Raw genomic sequence first — 1012 nt, forward strand, 5'->3', positions numbered from 1 at the left:
TTGGTCCAGATGTAGGGCCTGGGATTGGTGTTCCAGGTGGCGATCCATGTCCGGATGTCGTTCTCGAGCGCGCGGACGGTGGTGTGAACGCCGCGTTGGAGCTTCTTGGTGGTCAGTTCGGCGAACCAGCGTTCGACGAGGTTGAGCCAGGAGGATCCGGTCGGGGTGAAGTGCAGGTGGAAGCGCGGGTGTGCGGCCAGCCAGTTCTTGGCCGCGGGCGTCTTGTGGGTGGCGTAGTTGTCCAGTACGAGGTGGATCTCCAGGCCCGCGGGGACCTGCTTGTCCAGCAAGGCAAGGAACTGTGTGAACTCCGCGGTGCGGTGACGGCGCTTGAGTGAGCCGATCACCTTGCCGGTAGCCACTTCCAGGGCTGCGAACAAGGTCGTGGTGCCCGATCGCACGTAGTCATGCGTCATGCGCTGCGGCGTGCCAGGCATCATCGGCAGCACGGGCTGGGACCGGTCCAACGCTTGGATCTGTGTCTTCTCATCGACACAGAACACCAACGCCCGCTCCGGGGGATCCAGGTAGAGGCCCACGACGTCATGGACCTTGTCGACAAACCACGGATCGGTGGAGAGCTTGAACCTCTGACTCCGGTGGGGTTGCAGACCGAAAGCCCGCCAGATCCGCGACACCGTCGACTGCGACAACCCCGACTCTGCCGCCATCGACCGGGTCGACCAATGCGTCGCGTCCTTCGGCGTGGTTTCCAACGTCCTGGCCACCACCACCGCGACCTGCTCATCAGTCACCGACCGAGGCCCACCAGACCGCGGCATGTCACCCAAACCTGCCAGCCGATACTGAAGGAACCGGGACCGCCACCTGCCCACCGCATGCGGCGTCGACCCCAACCGAGCGGCCACGTCCTTGTTCGACAACCCCTCCGCACAGGCCAGAACGATCCGGCACCGCAACGCCCACGCCTGCGGCGTCGACCGAGCACGAACCCAACCCTCTAACGCCGAACGCTCCTCGCCGGACAACACCAACTCAGCCTTCGGCCGAC

Annotated in this window: 1 protein-coding gene; it reads right to left on the reverse strand. The window is 64.8% G+C overall.

Annotation, left to right across the window (positions count from 1 at the left end; all coding sequences use genetic code 11):
• On the reverse strand, window positions 1-995 hold a 995-nt coding region (locus ABD798_RS37145), incomplete at its 3' end, for an IS630 family transposase (protein ID WP_344886350.1).
• Window positions 996-1012: the final 17 nt, after the last annotated feature.

This window comes from Allokutzneria multivorans, assembly GCF_039537405.1.
GTDB classification, from domain to species: domain Bacteria; phylum Actinomycetota; class Actinomycetes; order Mycobacteriales; family Pseudonocardiaceae; genus Allokutzneria; species Allokutzneria multivorans.